Below are 16,013 nucleotides of genomic sequence, written 5' to 3'. Positions count from 1 at the left end.
GTGGTGATGCATTCACCGCCTGAACCTACCGGGCTCAAAGTGTCATAAACCTAGTCACTTTCTTGGCGTTATAGATGGGCGTACGCCGCGCGGAGGCGGTCGAACCACCAATCGCGGCGGGGGCCCGGCGCGGCGAGCTCGGCCAGGCGGGAAGGGTCGGGAGCGGGGTTGGTGACGGGCAGTCGGCCATCGATAAGTGGCCGGGGCTCGATGACGTCCTCGATAAACAGCGAGGACGTGGCCAAACCCGCCGCGTTCGGCTCCGGCTGCAGCTCTGTGGCAGGCAGGGCCGCCGCCGTGAACAAACCGGCGGCCATGCCAACACCGGTGTCCAGGGCGCTGGCGACCGTCACCTTCATCGCGAGCTCCTCGGCCAACCGAAGCAAGCAGCGTGGTCCACCAAGCGGCGCGACCTTCATTACGCCCACGTCCGCCGCCTGTTCGCGCGCAACCAAATACGGATCCTCGGCCTTGCGAATCGACTCATCGGCAGCAATCGGGCAAAACTCCCCCACTGTGTCGCGGACCGCGCGGAGCTCGGCGACAGTCGCAACGGGCTGCTCCATGTACTCCAGCGGCCCCAACTCATGAGCGGCGCGGATGGCCTGCTCCACCGACCAGCCACGATTCGCATCCACCCGCACCACAGGTTCATAGCCATAGGCTTCGGCCACCGCGGTGCGGACGGCGGCTACGCGCTCGATGTCGTCGTTAAGCGATTGGCCGCTCTCTGCGACCTTGACCTTAAACGTGCGGCACCCGGGGTAGCGCGCCACGACCTCCGGCACCTGGTCGGGTGTGACGGCGGGGATGGTGGCGTTGACCTCGACAAACTCGCGCTTCGGGATGGGCAGGCCGACGTATGCGCATTCGATGGCCGAGCGCAGCCACGCGGCGGCCTCGGACGCCTCGTATTCCAGGAAGGGAGCGAACTCGCCCCAGGTGACGGGGCCGTCGATGAGGAGTGCCTCGCGGGTGGTGACGCCACGGAATTTCACTGCCATGGGCAGCGCGACGACGTGGGCGCGGTCGAGGATGTCATCGATGGGCGGAAGCTGGATGTTGGGCGCAGCGGACACAGACATACCCCTCATGCTAGAGACCTTTATGCTGGAAGCCATGACTGATACCGCGAAGTACTCGACCGATAACCCCTTCCGCCCCGAGCAGTGGAAGACGGTTGATGGTTTTGAGGATTTGACCGACATCACCTACCACCGCCACGTCGGCGAGGGCCGCGAAAACGGCATTGTGCGTATTGCGTTTGATCGCCCGGAGGTTCGTAACGCATTCCGCCCGCATACCGTCGATGAGCTCTACCGCGCGCTCGACCACGCGCGTCGCACCCCGGATGTCGGCGTTGTGCTGCTGACCGGTAACGGCCCGAGCACCAAGGACGGTGGCTGGGCATTCTGTTCGGGTGGTGACCAGCGCATTCGCGGTCGTTCCGGCTACCAGTACGCCACATCCCACGAGCATGACGACGCTACCGCGGACGCATCCACCATCGATACCGCGCGTGCCAAGGTCGAGGGTGGCCGCCTGCACATCCTGGAGGTGCAGCGCCTGATTCGCACTATGCCGAAGGTTGTCATTGCCGTGGTCAATGGTTGGGCCGCAGGTGGCGGACACTCCCTGCACGTGGTGTGTGACCTGACACTGGCATCCCGCCAGGAGGCCCGCTTTAAGCAGACCGACGCTGACGTGGGATCTTTCGATGCCGGCTATGGCTCGGCCTACCTGGCGAAGCAGGTTGGTCAGAAGTTTGCCCGCGAGATTTTCTTCCTCGGCCGTTCCTACGACGCTGAGACCATGCACCGCATGGGCGCTGTCAACGAGGTCGCCGACCACGCTGAGCTGGAAGATGTCGCGGTGGAGTGGGGCCGCATGATCAACGGTAAGTCCCCAACGGCGCAGCGCATGCTGAAGTTCGCTTTCAACCTGACCGATGACGGACTGATGGGCCAGCAGGTCTTCGCGGGCGAGGCTACTCGCCTGGCGTACATGACCGACGAGGCCGTCGAGGGCAAGGAAGCGTTCCTGGAAAAGCGTGACCCGAACTGGGACGAGTTCCCGTTCTACTACTAGGGGCAGTTAGGGGGGGGGCGCCGGCTGGGGCGCTCGTCGGGCCCTGCACTTTAGCGCTCATTCGTGGCTGTAGAACAGCCGAGAGCGTGCGCTACAGTCACGGGTCTGCGCTAGAGTGCCTCCGACGCTTCGACCGCCAGCCCGCCATTGCGAGTCGGGAGCACCGCACCTTCTACCTGATAAACCTCTCGCAGCATAGCTTCATTAATGACCTCTGCCGGAGGCCCTGCACTGCTGACCCGACCATCGGCTAGAACAACCACATGTTCGCAAAAGCGCGCCGCTTGCCCCAGGTCATGAAGTGTCATCACTACCGCGCAGGGCAATTCCCGCGCACACTTGCGTACCTGCCCGAGAAGCATCAATTGGTTACGCAGGTCGAGTGCGCTGGTGGGCTCGTCGAGAAGCAATACCCGAGGTCGTCGCACAACCGCCTGCGCAAAACTCACCAACTGCCGCTGTCCCCCAGACAACTCAGACATCAGCCGCGATGACAACGCAACCAACCCAAGTCGTTCAATGGTGGCCTGCACTTCTGCCCGCACTGTGGATCCGACACGCAGTGCGGAAAACCCAGAAAATGACTGTTGCCGGGCAAGCAGGACGCTTTCGTACACGGTCAATGAGCTCAGCGGCGGAGGGTCCTGTGGCAAATATAGAGATCTTTCAGCACGTACCTGCCCCGAGCAGTTTTCAAGGCCCGCCAAACACCTCAGCAGTGTCGATTTGCCAGCTCCGTTGGGACCGACCAACGCAGTCACGCTTCCCATCGGAAGAGGCCCAACGTCGACATTGTGCAGGACATGATGGCCGTCGTAAGCAAAAGACACTCCTCGCGCGCTAAGAGCGGACGATTCTGGAGGGGTTTCGCCGAGGGGTTTACCGTCAGGTTTACTGGGGCTGTCGTGATGACCATGTACAGCGTCGTTCCCGACAAAGCGACTTGCCTTTAGCCAACCCACATTTTCCTCCTCTGGCCAGCGATAATCGCGACAAATACGGGCACTCCTACAATTGCGGTAATAATGCCTACGGGAAGAATTACACCCGGTTGAATCACCTTCGACACTGCCGATGCCGCAACCAGAAGCAGCGCCCCTACCAAAGTCGAAGCAGTAAGAAAATAACGTTGATCTTCGCCTACCAATAAGCGCGCAACGTGTGGGCCGACGAGACCGATAAATCCAATCGTACCGGCCATCGACACAGCGGTTGCCGCCATAAAGGACACCACGATAAGGGTCAGCGCACGCAGTCGATCAACGTCTACGCCAAGGGCTTTTGCGCGGTCATCGCCCATCCGGAATGCAGTCAGCGACCAGGCATTGAGGTAAAAGAAGAGTAGCCCCATCACGAATATCACCGCGAGCAACGCAATCTGCGTCCAGTTCGAGCGGGTGAGACTACCCATCGTCCAGAACACAACCTGTTCCAACTGCGTCTCCGAGGCCAGGTATTGCATCAGGGCCAGTAGAGCGTCGAAAAAGAATACAATCGCGATACCGAGGAGAATCATCCCCTCGACTCCTGGGCCACGAAATCGGGAAAAGAGCAGAATCGCAGCGCAGGCCAGCATCGCGAACACCCACGCAGTCCCGGCCATCCCCAGCACCGCACCGATTCCCTCAGAAGCGAAGCCGGTGACCACAGCCAGGGCAGCACCGAATCCGGCCGCCGCTGACACGCCCAGGGTGTACGGCTCGGCCAGGGGATTTCCCAGAATTGTCTGCATTTGTGAGCCCGCCGCTGCCAGCGTCGCTCCGACGAGCACTGCAGTCACGGTCATCGGAAGCCGAATGTCGAAAACAATCTGGTGGTCAATGGGTCGCGCACCAACCGGATGGGTCAATGTATGCAAAACTTCGCTGGCAGGCATGCTACCGCCACCGAGTAGAAAGTCAGCAAGCGATGTCAAAGCCAACACCACAGTAATCAGAGCGATTATCACCCACTTCTTCCGTGCTGCGCGCTGATACCAGTGAAAAGTTGACTGCACCATTACTCTATCAGGGCTGACTTCCTGCTCCCCGCGAACGGCGTCTCCGCTCCCCTGCGTTGTTGCCAGGTTTCCGTGCGAAACTTGCATGTTCGACATCACTCCAGCCCAGTCCAGAAGGTGCCCGAGGCCTCGATTGGCAGGAACTTATCGTGCAGGTCCTGTACCTCTCGTTCAGTGTCAATGTCGCCGAACAAGTCCGGGTGCATGGCCTTTGCAAACATCTCGACTGCCAGGAAGTTATATGGCGAATCGTAAAAATGATGCCATGCGACGAAAGTACGCTTACTTTTCACCGCGTCGACTTCACGCACAGCGGGTTGCTTACCGACGACATCGTGAAGGGCCTTTTGCGCCTCTTCCTTCGATTCCGAGTAACCCAGCGGTACGTAATTTCCTTCCTTGACCGGAGTCTTACCCTGATCCCAGTCTGCGCCTGTGGCAATGATGACTTCAGGATTCTTCCCGGCCAATGCCTCTGGCGATACCTGCCCTTGCTTCGCATCAATCATTTCGTCGCCAAGGTTTAGTCCACCGGCAAAATTGACAATCTGCGCCAGGTTGGACTTGGCGAAGGTTGAGCAGCAGTCAAAGTAACCGGGTGCTCGCCACAGGAATGTCGGTGTCGGTGCTGGTTTCTTCTCGGCAAGGCGGTCAGCGACCTTGTTGACCTTCTTCTCGTAGTAGTTGATAAAGTCTTCCGCCTGCTTTTCACGCCCCAGCAGTTGTCCCATCATTCGAATACTGGGCTCGGTGTTTTTCACTGGGTCAATGAAGTAGTCGACAGTCACCGTCGGCACGCCTGCCTTTTCTAATCCATCAACGATTCCAGCATCTTTAGCCGCGTCGAAGACACCCGCATTTACTACGAAGACATCGGGTCGGGACTCCAGAGCCTGTTCCAGCGACATAGTGTTGTTGTAAATCTCGCCTGTGGTCGGGATGTCCTTGATCTTGGGGAACTTCTCAACGTAGCGGTCGTAAGTGGCTTTGTCGTTTTCCTTCAGGTCCTCTGGCCAGGCAACGATCTTGTCAGTTGGATTGTCTGGGTTCAGAAGCGCCGTCGTGTAAAGCATCTTCTGCCCGCCCATCAGGATTCGCTCGACATTCTGCGGGACTTTAACTTCGCGTCCTAGCGCATCGACGACGGTACGCTTCTCACTGCTAGCGGATGCGTCTCCATTTCCATCTGAGCAAGCGGCGAGAAGGACGAGCGACATGCATAGGAGTACCGCGAAAAGCACCCTTGCGGGGAAGTCACGCAGTAGCACGCTTGGAGTAAGAGGAGAACTAACCTTCATTTTCTTCTTTCCGGAGCAGGCGGTCAGTCGACCGCATATTCAGCTCCTCGGATCCCCTTCGGTAGAGGGAAAACGTCATCTTTACGTGGATGGTTCAGACTATTTCTGGATGGGTGTTACGAAGCTTCGGCCGTCACACGGAACTAGTGGGTTGCAGGTGACGCTGCAGAGCGCGGTAAAGCAGAGCAGCGGTCGTGGAAAAGCCAAGGATGAGCCCAACCCAAACGCCATATCCTTCCCAACGAAGGCCAAGGCCAAGAATCAGGAGAGCTGGAACCCCCACCGCCCAGTAGCCCCAAAGGGTCGCACTGAGACCCGACTTCGTGTCGCGCAGCCCACGAAGGAGCCCCACCAGCACGTTCTGGGAGCCTTTAGCGAACTGCTGAAGCACGGCAAGGCACAACAAGATTGTCGCTATATGGCGTACATCGGGATTGGCACTAACGTTGGAATCAGTAAGGAACAGTCCAACGACGTACTTGCCCAGTAGCAACCAGAGCAAACCGACGACGGCAAGATAAATACCCACTGCGTGCAAAACCCGACGTGATACCTGTTTGACTGCCTCGGCACCATCCGCTAATGCACGGCTGACCAGTATAGATCCTCCGTGCGAGAAGCCGATACATACTTGGTAGACGATATAAGCGAGTTGGTTAACAACGGTGTGCGCTGCCAGCATGACTGGGCTAACCAGGCCCATCGCTAGACCTGCGATAGTAGTAATCGCAGCTTCAGAGCCGTAGGTAAGCGAAACTGGAATCCCAAGCCGAATAATGCGCCTCATGCATGCTGCGTCGCCGGGCCTCGGAATGACCGCGAAGAATTTCCGTAGCTGACGGTCTCTTTGCAGCAAGCCAGCAAAGGACAGCAGGGTAAAAACCTGGACGCAGGTGGTCGACAGACCGATGCCCACCAGTCCCCATGCAGTTCCCCATTCATTGACACTTGTTAGCCGGAGGAATCCAGCGTTGAGAGCAGCGTTGACAACGATGGAGATGAGCGTAACCACCAGCAGAGAGCCCGGCCGACGCATGCCGACTGCAAACTGCCGCAGGACATTGAGCCAAATCATCGGGATAAGGCCTGGTGCAAGCGCGACCGTCATCGAGAACGCTAGCTCGGCAACAGTGTCGTCGATGGGCAAGATGAGTGCAAGCGCACCAAATGAAATCACGATGAGGCCACCAATGATTGCAGTTGCGGTACCGACGGCCATGCAACTGCGTACCGCTTGGCGGATTCGCTCAGCCGCAACTTCCTCGCCTGTCTTTTCCCACTCCGACGCGGCCTCGGCTACTAGGTTGCCTCCGGCGGTGACCATACCGACACACATGGTGCGAATCTGGTTGTAGAACTGCATTGCGAGTCCGCCGCCGGCAATTGCCACTACACCGAGGGTCTGCAGCATCAGCACATCGGTCGTGGTTAGCGCAACCCCCGCTAGCTGAACGCCCGCGATGGGTAGCGCAAGCGAATAGACATCACGGTAGGACACGGTTTGCTGGCCAATTGCACGAGCTGGTTTTATCACCCGGCCACCTCGAAGGAACTAGCAATGGCACGAGAATCACCATAGGCTCTGAGCATTCGCGAAACTTGACGCTCCATAACTTCTGAATACAAATGATTTTTCTGAAGCCAATCAGTATCAAAAATTGTGTCGAGATATTTCTCACCAGCATCACAAACAATGACGACCATTGTTGTTCCTGCCTGAAACTCGTGTAGATGACGCAAACCTTCGTAGATTGCAGCACCTGCTGTGCCTCCAACCATGAGCCCATGTTCCCTAGCCAACACTCGGGCCACAGCGAATGCCTTGACATCGCTAACTTTGACTCCATGGTCGATGAGGTTGTAGCGGACGTTATTGCCGATTTTGAAACCCGACGGAGCACCGGCACCTGATTGCTTATATGCCCCTGGCACCCCACCAAAAATGATGGAGCCTTCGGGTTCAACAGCCAACGACTCGGCGGTATGCCCAAGCTTCCTCAGATGTTCCGTTGTACCGCACAACGTCCCGCCCGTTCCGATTGCCGCAACGAGAACGTCAACCTTTTCTGGGATTTGCTCATCGAGTTCGTATGCAAGCTGCCAGTAACCAGCTGGGTTGTTGGGATTATTGTGCTGATCTGGCCACCATGCATCCGAGGTCTCGGCGACAATTTCTGCGGCCTTCGCACGTCTAAGGCTCGTAGACGGAACACAGGATTCTTTATCCCCGACGAAGACCAACTCTGCTCCAAGTGCTTGCATGGAACGCAGCTTGTCCTTAGCAGCGTGATGATCCACAATCGCCGTAAACTTGTATCCCCGCTGAGAGGCCACAAATGCCAGACCTAAACCAGTGTTTCCACTAGTGGGTTCAATGATTCTTCCGCCCGGCTTGAGCTCGCCGGAGATCTCCGCAGCAACAATCATCTCCAGCGCCATTCGCACCTTTACGCTTCCCGTCGGATTTAGGCAATCCATCTTCAGTAATAACCGGCTTCCGGATCCGGTATTACACAGTTCAAGAATTGGCGTGTTTCCAATTAAACTACAACTCTCAAGCGAACATGTTGCGCAAGGTTTTCTTAATTTTTTTTCAGAATATGGAAAATCAATCATGACAGACCCCAATTAGACATTTAAACCAATTCCCGATATAAAGGCCTATCTATTTTCGGCAAGCTTCCCCGACCTTCCCAAACAAACCGCATGGGCAGGCGAATTTGATGAAATTCGCTTTCATTTTTGTCCATCTGATAACCAGCCGTATTGTGATAAATAACCAAATCCCCAACTCTCGGAATTCGATTCATTTGGACCTTTCGCCAAGTGAGCATGTCATATTCCATACAGCTACTTCCGCCAACACAGACACCAACCGAGCGCGATAGACAATTACTGCCACCGCTAGGCCTGCCCATGTAATTGGCGCCATCATCTGAGCCGGGATTCTCCCATAACGTCATGTCAGGCATGTATTCACTGCCTTTCCATTGCTCAGAAAGGCTCATACTTAAACCCGCAACAGTAATAATTATGTAGTCGTCTCTCCATTTCACACCCTGAATTGGAAAAACGCTCAATCCACAACCATCTAACGCCGCTCGGCCTGGTTCAATGGCCAACTGAAATCGCCCATTTTTTAGCCGTTCCGCAAGCGAAGTGCTAGTTTTATCAATCCTCTCAACTGAAGGCGAATTAGCTACTCCTGAAAGAATTTCATCTAACATTTCAGGGCCATCATTGCCCTGCCCACCATACGGATAAAGCCCTTCTGGAATTCGACCAGAATGAAAATAGTCTCGCTTATCCGGTGAATCAATAACCTTTTCCCGAAACATTTCCCACTGGGATGGCTCACAATACTGAACCGAAAATCCTCCACCTATGTCCAGCATCTCTGCCGTCCATCCTTTAATTCGAAGAATTTCCATAAAATCCAAAGCTTTATGTGCTTGGCGGTTACGCTGAGCGGGACTGTATCCGTTCAAATGGAAGGTCACGCCCCTACAGTCAATCCCATTACTAGATTGTTCTCGCAGGGCCTCAAGCTCTCGAAGCCACTGTGCCATGGAGGTGCCGAAGCGAGTCTCAGGCTGTTCTTCAGGCAGTAACCTAATCAACACCGGAGCATCAACGACTCCAAGATCCTTAGCCAGCGAATTAATTCGGAATAGTTCGCTCGGAGAATCTACTGCAATTAGAACTCTCTGCCTGAGAGCAAGAGTCAAAAGCGATTGCGATTTTTCCGCACCCGTAACAACTAAGTCGGCAGCACACACACCAGCGCCTAAAGCGCCGGTGAGCTCCTCCCCGCTCGCAACATCTACGCGATGCCCCTCTTCGGCGACTGCGGGGATCCAGCACGCAGACTTATTTGCTTTGTGAGCGAAGTAGATATGCGAGTCGACTCCGTGACGCTCGCAAACAGCAGCAAAAGCATTCAAATTCTGGCGAAAAACCTGAGTATTTAGAACATGAAAAGGCCCTGCCGCTAGTGTGGCTAAACGAGTTAGTTCCGAGACGCCGTCACTTGGAATTGACAGTAAATCTTTCGCCCAGTCACGTTGTTTCGGGACCAGGGTCGAGGTCTTGGGCACAGAGGGTGTAGAAGCAAAAGTTTTATCGTTCACTTTTCATTTCCCGTAGTGCCGACAGCGAGCGTTACGACCATAGCGACACCTCCGTACCTCGCCCAGCAGAAAATGCACGAACCGCAAGTTCCTGAGCAACTGGAATATCCGTAATAATCATTCCCGTCGAGAATGCAAAAACTCGGTCAGTTTCATTCGTGCGCCCTGGGGCCTTTCGCGCGAGAATATCGGGTAGTGTTGCATCCAATTCCACTTCTTTGCCCTGGAGCAATCGCTGCCCAACTAGCTCGAACTGTCCGGCACTAGTAGCAATTACCCTGTCTGCAGCAGCAACAGCACCATCCGCAATTCCCTTGGAAGCAACAGAAATTAGCAGCCCACCTTCGGGAATCCATTCAGTTTGAATCGATGGGTGCCAGGCACGACCGGAAGCAACTACGGTGATATCGCTGCTTTGAACTGCCTTCATAACAGAAGCATCATCGCGTTCAACTAGTTCGATATTCCGCTCGGGAAACCAGTGATTAAGCGACTTCCGGCTTTTTTCTAATCCTCCCGGATGAGTTCCATGCAGCTGTAGTTTTTCGAGGCTCGGCACTGCTGTGACCAAGTAGGAAAGTGTGTTAACTGACTGAATCCCAGTGCCAAAAACAGTCACAGTCTTCGCATCAGCGCGTGCACATTCTCGCGCAATCAATGCTGTCGTAGCGGGAGTTCGCGAGGCTCCAACTTTTTGGCAGTCCATTAGCGCGTATGGCATGCCGCTTTCATCGTCGTAGAGACTAATGGTGGTGTAGTACTTATCTGGGTTGTCGCTTCCGTGGCGATAAGAGGTCTTGTATCCAACGAGATCACGGTTGGCATCAAAACCGAGCATCGAAAAAGCAATCGAGTCCCGGCTCTCAACCGGTAAGTCAATCATCATTTTTGTCGGGCACTGCGAGGAACCTTCCGCGAATGCCAAGTATCCATCTTCTACTGCACGGATAACCAGCGAAGGTTCGAGTTCGATATCTTCCAAGTCCGATCGGGTCAAAAGTCGAAGCTTTGGAGTTTTTGAATCAATCAATAGAAGTCCTTCAAGCAAGTAACGATTGATAGCCAACCATTCAACCAACAAAAGGAGAGCCTACACTACCTGTCATAGGTATGGCTACCCTAATTCCTAAATTCTATCGGCGATCACAGGCAGTGAAGGTTCAATGACTCCAAGCTGGGCGCTAAGCAATATCGCTACTCTAAGGCGACGACGCCGTCGCACACGGCGGCGAGAAGCCTGTGTTCATGGCTAATCATGAGAACACCGCCGCCAGATACGGCGAAATCCCGGATGACCTCGACGATTGCCGCGGAGTTGGCGGCGTCGAGCATGGCGGTCATCTCGTCGCAGATGAGGTAGCGTGGACCGGCGGCCAGGGTGCGAGCGACTGCGGCACGCTGGAGCTGCCCGTCTGAGACCTGGCTAGGGAAGCGATCGAGAAGGTCCGGAGTCAGCCCAACGTTTCGGATGAGCTCGTCGATGTCCACACTTTTCCCGGTTCGCTGACCATCCCGTCGCCCTTGCCGCCCCTGTCGTGCGGCTGAGCGAATGGTGCGCCCCAAAGTCATCCGCGGGTCGCAGGACCTTCGGGGAGACTGAAACACCATCCCAATCTGGCCACGAACCCGCTGCCCGGCGCGGCTGCGCACAGCGCCGACCGGCACCCCGTCGCAGAAGCACTGCCCTAAATCGGGCACTTCCAGGCCTGCGAGGATACGGCCGAGCGTGGACTTGCCAGCCCCCGAAGGCCCACGAAGCCCGACGATCTGCCCTGGATCAACCCTGATGGAAACGTCCGATAAAACGACTCTCGCAGAGCCGTCCTTGGCGCCGAATGACTTCGACACGTTCTCGGCGACCAGCGCTTTGCCACTCGCCTGCGCGTCACAGCTCACCGAAGCCTGCTCACTCACCAACGCCTTACTCACCACAGCCTCCTCGTTCATTTCCCCGCCTCCTCGAGCCTGCGCGCGTAGCAATAGTCCTCGTCCAGGTTCGTCAAGCTCGGCACCACGCCGGGCATCGGCCGCATGCCGTTTTCGGGCAGCGCTGCGAGCAGGTCGCGCATGTATTCGCTGGCTGGGGCCTCAATCACCTGTTTTGCCGGTCCCGTCTCCTCAAGGCGCGATGCGTACATCACTGCAACTCGGTCGGCGATGCCGCTATCGCGCAGCTCGGAAATGTCGTGCGTAATTAGCATGACTCCCACACCACTGTCGGCGATTTGGCGAAGCATGCGCAGCAGGGCCATGGTCAGGTCGGGGTCGAGGGAGGCCGTCGGCTCGTCAGCAATCACCAGAGCAGGGTCGCCAGCCAGGGCGAATGCCACTGCTGCGCGCTGCGCCATACCCCCGGAAAGTTCGTGGGGATACAGCGCCGCGACCTCCGCATCCAGGCTGACTCGCCGCAGCATCTCCTCCACCGTGTGGTTGCGTCCCAGAACGGAAATTGTTTCTTTTAGCTGTGCCCCGACCGTGCGCACCGGTGTCAAAAACGTCGCCGCCGACTGCGGTACTAGCGCGATTTGCCGCCCCGCCAGCTCCTCGTCAGTGCGAGCAAGGCCCGCGCCGGTACGTCGCCGCGCCAGAATTTCGATGGGCTCGGCGTTCCTCTCCGCTTCTGCACCACTGTCAGCTGCCCCTTCGCGCGGATAGAAACGCACCTGCCCCTCTACTCTCGCGTGCGGCGGCAGCATGCCAACCACCGCCGAGGCAATAATCGACTTTCCGCAGCCCGACTCACCCACAACCGCGACGACCTCTCCCCTACCCACAGTCAGGGACACGCCCGTCGCGGCATGCACCACGTCACCACCGCGCAGGGGAATCCGCACTGTCAGTCTCTCAATGTCCAGCAGCTTCTCTCGCTTGCCGACGCCCTCCCGAGCACTCACACCAGCACCTCCTGTCCGGTCACCCGCTCCTTCAAATGCGTGCCGACGGCCGCAATACACAACGTTGTGGCGACGAGGAAAAACGAGGGAAACACCAAAATCCACCAATGGCCGAGAAGCAGGGCGCCCTCGGCGTCGGCAAGCAGAGTCCCGAGAGACGGCTTGTGCGGCGGCAGGCCCACCCCAAGGAAAGACAGCGTCGACTCGTGCCAGATTGCGTGCGGGATCAGCAAGATAAGGCCGACCAAGGACTGCCCCAGTGCCGCCGGAACAACGTGCCGAGCTAGCACGCGTGCGCGGCTCATTCCGGACAGGAGCGCGGCCTCGACGAACTCGGCGCCCCGCAGATGCAGCACGGACGCACGGACCGTTCGGGTGATGGTCACCCAGTGCGTCAGTACCAGGGAGATGATGATTGCGGGGACCGAGCCTCGGAAAAGGCTGACGATGAGCAGCCCCAGTAGCAGGTGCGGCAGCGCGTTGGTGACGTCGGCGCTGCGCATAATGACGCGGTCGACGCGCCCGCCGAGCATGCCTGCGGTAACGCCGAGGACGATACCGACGATCGCCGAGCACACTGCCGTGACCAGTGCAATGAAAAGGGAAATGCGCATTCCCGCAGCAACTCGAACGAAAACGTCGTGCCCCTTCGAATCGGTACCGAAGAAGTGCTCAGGCCCCGGGGCGACACCGGAATTGGCGAAGTCGGTGAGCACCAGGTCGGAGTCGTGAAACAGCGGAGTTAAAAAGGCGTAGGCAGCGATGAGGACCAGGCACGCCACGGCCACGACCGGGGCGACCGGCCTCTTTGTCGTTTTAAGCATCTGCATCCACCCGTGGGTCGAGGACGACGAAGGCGACGTCGGCAAGCAGATTTCCGAGCAGGACGATAGCCGTCGTCGCGATAGTGAGAATGCTCAGCAGCGGAAAGTCCAAGCTCTGAGCCGATTTGACCAGCGCGGTTCCGAGCCCAGGCCACGCGAAGACCGCCTCCACCAGTGTCGATCCGACGACCAGCTCAGACAGTCGCGCGCCGATGAGCGCGAGGAAAGGCGGCACTGCGGTCGGCAGGATATGGGAGAAAATGATCGTTCGGCGCGGAATGCCGCGGACCTGCGCTCCGGTGACCGCGCCGGAGTCCATGACCTCGACGATGGACTCACGCAACGACAGCACCAGCCACGGCACCTGCGTAATCGCAAGAACGACAGCTGGCAGCGTAAGGTGCGCCACTGTAGAGGAGAAAGTCACGGGCTCGCCCGGGTAGGTCAGGCCTCCGGTGGGAAATAGCTTCCAGGCCAACGCAAAAAGGCCGAGGCCGCCGAGTGCAACGACGAAGGGCGGGGTCGCCTGAATCACCGTCGAGATCGACAGGACTAGCCGGTCTAGCACTCCCCCGCGCCGCACCGCAGCCCACAGTGCCAGAACGAATGACAGCGCGATAGCTCCGGCAAGTCCGCAGGCGCCGAGCAGCATCGTCCACGGCAGACGCTCGGCGAGCACCTGCGTCACCGGCTGTGAGTAGGACCTCGAAATGCCAAGGTCGCCCACCGCCAGGCCCTGCAGCCACACCAACCACGACTCCCACCAGGGCCTATCCAGCCCCAACTGGTGAGAAATCGAGACTCTCTGCGCTTCGGTCAGGTTGCCCGCCTGACCTTTGAGATACGCATCCAAAGGGTCGAAGGGGCTCACCGCCGCCAGCGCGAACACTGCTGCCGTCACCGCCACAACGATGGGAACGGCTACCAGCACTCGCCTCACGACGATTCCTGCGACCTGCCGTTTCCGGCTCTTGAAACGGGGTTGATGCTCAGAGGGGTGTAGACGCGGGTGTGAGTGCGGGCGCGAGCGAGGGTGAGGACGTGGGTGTGGCTCGGCTTTTGTCATTTACTTGTGCCATGCCCCCAGGTTGAACCACGGGCCGAAGTTCAGGCCGTGGGCATGGGGCTCAAGGATGGCATCCGGGTGCGTGTAGCCACGGTCGCGCTCGACATAGACATGGTCAACGTAGACCAGCTGCAGCATGGCGGGCTTTTCGGCGTAGAGCTTCTGAATCTTACGGTAGAGCTCGTCTCGCTTGGCCTGGTCCGCTTCGACGCGCGCCTGGTCGAGCAGCTTGTCGATCTCCGGGTTGACGTAGTCGGAGCCGTTATCCCACTTGGCACCGGCACCCGGCTCAGCGTACTTGGAGTGCAAGATTGAGTAGATCTGGCCGTCGACGGAGTACGGGGTACCGCCTCCTCCCAGCATGACCGGGGTCTTGGCGTAGTCCTCGCGGGTGACAGACTTGGAATCACGGGCGACCGGATTGACCTCAATGCCGACCTTCTTCAGGTCGGAGGCTGCGGCCAACGTCAGGTCTGTGCGGGCGTGATCGCGGTTCGGGAAGTAGATGACATCGAACGCGGCGCGCTGGCCGTCCTTGACGCGGATGCCGTCCGAGCCCTTCTTCCACCCGGCGTCGTCGAGAAGCTTCTCGGCCTTCGCGGTGTCGTGCTTGATCTCGGCGGTCGGGTCGTAGGCGTCGCCGTAGAAGTCCGCGAGGAAGGTGGAGTTCGGCTTCGCGTGGCCCTTCATCACGTCTTTCGCCATGGCCTCACGGTTGACAGCCAGGTTGACCGCATTGCGGATTGCCTGGTCACCGGTGACCGGGTTGCCCGCTGGAAGGGTGATTCCGCGCCAGTCCGCCGAATGCGCCGACTCGACCTTGAATCCCTCCTGGCCTTCAAATTCCTGCGCCAACGCCGGCTCCATAATGGTTCCGTCGCCCTCGCCGCCGCGCAGCTGCTGAGCACGGGAGTTTTCGTCCTGATTGACTCGGTAAATGACTTTCTTCAGCTCAGGGGCCCCGCCGTGATAATCCTCGCGGGCCGTGAAGATGGCCTCGTCGGCACGCAAAGATTCGAGCTTGAACGGGCCAGTTCCCACGGGCTTGGTATTGAGATCTGAGTCCTCGGCGGGCTTCAAATCATCGAAGTTGAAGGCCTCCGACGGGGCGATGCCGTTGAGGAGCTGGTGATCGAATTCCGCGTACGGGATATTCAGCTCGAAGACGACCTTGTCTCCGTCGGCGTGCACCTCATCGAGCATTTCCCAGTTCGGAGCCTCAGAGGAGGCCGAGCGCTCGTCGAGGATGGCCTTGTAGGTCGCCACGACGTCCTCCGGCCCGAAGGTGGTCCCGTCGGAGAAGGTGATTCCGTCCTTGATTGGAACGGTCCACGTTTTGTTGCCATTGCTCGGCTCGGCGGGGCCGGAGGCTAGCAGAGGCTCAAAGTCGACGGGCTTCGTGGAGGTGTCACCCGACACCGGCTTGAGCCGGAAAAGGCCCTCGTAGACCGGGGAATCGCCGGACCTGCTGTAACCAGCAACCGGGTTGTATCCGCCGGTTTCGTTGTTATCCAGCAGGACCAGGGTCTGCTCGGCGCTGGCGCCGGAGTCCCCGGCGGCACCGGAGGCGGACTTATCATCGGGGTTCGAACAGGCGGTCAACCCGAGGCCACAAATCGCAAGTGCAGAGACCGAGACAGCCAGGGTTCGCCCCGTGCGGGTAGAAAACATTTACTCCCCTTTATTGAAGGATAGGCACAACTAAGTAGTAACC

General features: G+C 58.1%; 14 protein-coding genes. 1 reads left to right on the top strand and 13 read right to left on the bottom strand.

What is annotated here, in order from left to right; translation table 11 throughout:
• Positions 1 to 68 precede the first annotated feature (68 nt).
• The gene (locus HMPREF2681_RS05880; protein ID WP_016422030.1) at positions 69 to 1,094 is read right to left on the bottom strand and encodes an o-succinylbenzoate synthase; all 1,026 of its coding nucleotides are present in this window, start codon (positions 1,092 to 1,094) and stop codon (positions 69 to 71) included.
• Between the two features lie 13 nt (positions 1,095 to 1,107).
• Between HMPREF2681_RS05880 and HMPREF2681_RS05875 the strand changes: the two genes are divergently transcribed.
• On the top strand, positions 1,108 to 2,088 hold the full coding sequence (locus tag HMPREF2681_RS05875; protein WP_016422029.1) for a 1,4-dihydroxy-2-naphthoyl-CoA synthase: 981 nt from the start codon (positions 1,108 to 1,110) through the stop codon (positions 2,086 to 2,088).
• A 110-nt stretch (positions 2,089 to 2,198) separates the two neighbouring features.
• Here the strand turns inward: HMPREF2681_RS05875 and HMPREF2681_RS05870 are convergent, their stop codons facing one another.
• The 12 genes from HMPREF2681_RS05870 to HMPREF2681_RS05815 all read right to left on the bottom strand — a co-directional run bounded on the left by HMPREF2681_RS05870 (position 2,199) and on the right by HMPREF2681_RS05815 (position 15,970).
• Positions 2,199 to 2,858: an ABC transporter ATP-binding protein gene (locus HMPREF2681_RS05870; protein ID WP_080969612.1), complete on the bottom strand. Its 660-nt coding sequence runs from the start codon at positions 2,856 to 2,858 to the stop codon at positions 2,199 to 2,201.
• A gap of 179 nt (positions 2,859 to 3,037) precedes the next feature.
• Positions 3,038 to 4,087, bottom strand: coding sequence for a FecCD family ABC transporter permease (locus tag HMPREF2681_RS05865; protein WP_042389120.1), 1,050 nt, complete (start codon positions 4,085 to 4,087; stop codon positions 3,038 to 3,040).
• Positions 4,088 to 4,182: 95 nt separating this feature from the next.
• Positions 4,183 to 5,304 carry an ABC transporter substrate-binding protein gene (locus HMPREF2681_RS05860; protein WP_224783767.1) on the bottom strand — a complete coding sequence of 374 codons (1,122 nt, stop codon included), beginning with the start codon at positions 5,302 to 5,304 and terminating at the stop codon, positions 4,183 to 4,185.
• Between the two features lie 214 nt (positions 5,305 to 5,518).
• Positions 5,519 to 6,919, bottom strand: coding sequence for an MATE family efflux transporter (locus tag HMPREF2681_RS05855; protein WP_016422025.1), 1,401 nt, complete (start codon positions 6,917 to 6,919; stop codon positions 5,519 to 5,521).
• Complete coding sequence (locus tag HMPREF2681_RS05850; RefSeq protein WP_080985592.1) at positions 6,916 to 8,001, bottom strand: PLP-dependent cysteine synthase family protein; 1,086 nt, start codon at positions 7,999 to 8,001, stop codon at positions 6,916 to 6,918. The genes HMPREF2681_RS05855 and HMPREF2681_RS05850 overlap by 4 nt, the downstream gene beginning before the upstream one ends.
• 20 nt (positions 8,002 to 8,021) lie before the next feature.
• Positions 8,022 to 9,515, bottom strand: coding sequence for a type III PLP-dependent enzyme domain-containing protein (locus HMPREF2681_RS05845; protein ID WP_016422023.1), 1,494 nt, complete (start codon positions 9,513 to 9,515; stop codon positions 8,022 to 8,024).
• 31 nt (positions 9,516 to 9,546) lie between these two features.
• Complete coding sequence (locus HMPREF2681_RS05840) at positions 9,547 to 10,545, bottom strand: ornithine cyclodeaminase (RefSeq protein WP_070653449.1); 999 nt, start codon at positions 10,543 to 10,545, stop codon at positions 9,547 to 9,549.
• A gap of 164 nt (positions 10,546 to 10,709) precedes the next feature.
• Positions 10,710 to 11,462 (bottom strand): ABC transporter ATP-binding protein, encoded by a 753-nt coding sequence (locus HMPREF2681_RS05835; RefSeq protein ID WP_016422021.1) that lies wholly within the window; start codon positions 11,460 to 11,462, stop codon positions 10,710 to 10,712.
• Positions 11,459 to 12,409: an ATP-binding cassette domain-containing protein gene (locus HMPREF2681_RS05830; RefSeq protein ID WP_016422020.1), complete on the bottom strand. Its 951-nt coding sequence runs from the start codon at positions 12,407 to 12,409 to the stop codon at positions 11,459 to 11,461. The genes HMPREF2681_RS05835 and HMPREF2681_RS05830 overlap by 4 nt, the downstream gene beginning before the upstream one ends.
• The gene (locus HMPREF2681_RS05825) at positions 12,406 to 13,233 is read right to left on the bottom strand and encodes an ABC transporter permease (RefSeq protein ID WP_016422019.1); all 828 of its coding nucleotides are present in this window, start codon (positions 13,231 to 13,233) and stop codon (positions 12,406 to 12,408) included. Before HMPREF2681_RS05825 ends, HMPREF2681_RS05830 begins: the two co-directional genes overlap by 4 nt.
• Positions 13,226 to 14,164, bottom strand: a complete 939-nt coding sequence (locus HMPREF2681_RS05820) for an ABC transporter permease (protein ID WP_224783768.1) — start codon at positions 14,162 to 14,164, stop codon at positions 13,226 to 13,228. The genes HMPREF2681_RS05825 and HMPREF2681_RS05820 overlap by 8 nt, the downstream gene beginning before the upstream one ends.
• Positions 14,165 to 14,299: 135 nt before the next feature.
• Positions 14,300 to 15,970, bottom strand: coding sequence for an ABC transporter substrate-binding protein (locus HMPREF2681_RS05815; protein ID WP_016422017.1), 1,671 nt, complete (start codon positions 15,968 to 15,970; stop codon positions 14,300 to 14,302).
• Positions 15,971 to 16,013: the final 43 nt, after the last annotated feature.

The organism is Corynebacterium sp. HMSC064H12, assembly GCF_001809925.1.
GTDB classification, from domain to species: Bacteria; Actinomycetota; Actinomycetes; order Mycobacteriales; family Mycobacteriaceae; genus Corynebacterium; species Corynebacterium jeikeium_D.
Note: the sequence above shows the minus strand (reverse complement) of the source record. Positions and strands in the feature narration are given on the sequence as shown.